At 39.7% G+C, this 209-nt stretch carries 1 tRNA gene; it reads right to left on the bottom strand.

Going from position 1 to position 209, the window contains the following annotated elements:
• Positions 1 to 55: 55 nt before the first annotated feature.
• Positions 56 to 128, bottom strand: a tRNA-Phe gene (locus NE671_RS15805).
• Positions 129 to 209 lie beyond the last annotated feature (81 nt).

A 209-nucleotide genomic window follows, 5' to 3' on the forward strand; every position in this document is an offset into this window, starting at 1 on the left:
GTATAAAATAACTCTGACCAGCAGAGGCTATTCTGCGATCAGAGTAATAAAATAATGCCGAGAGCCGGAATCGAACCAGCGACTCGAGGATTTTCAGTCCTCTGCTCTACCATCTGAGCTATCTGGGCATGTCTCTTTCGAGTACTTTGTTACTTTAACTCATTTATGTAGAGAATGCAAGGAAAATATAAAAAAAGCAGATGTTTTTC

Source organism: Blautia sp. DFI.9.10, assembly GCF_024461705.1.
Taxonomy (GTDB): Bacteria; Bacillota; Clostridia; order Lachnospirales; family Lachnospiraceae; genus Blautia_A; species Blautia_A fusiformis.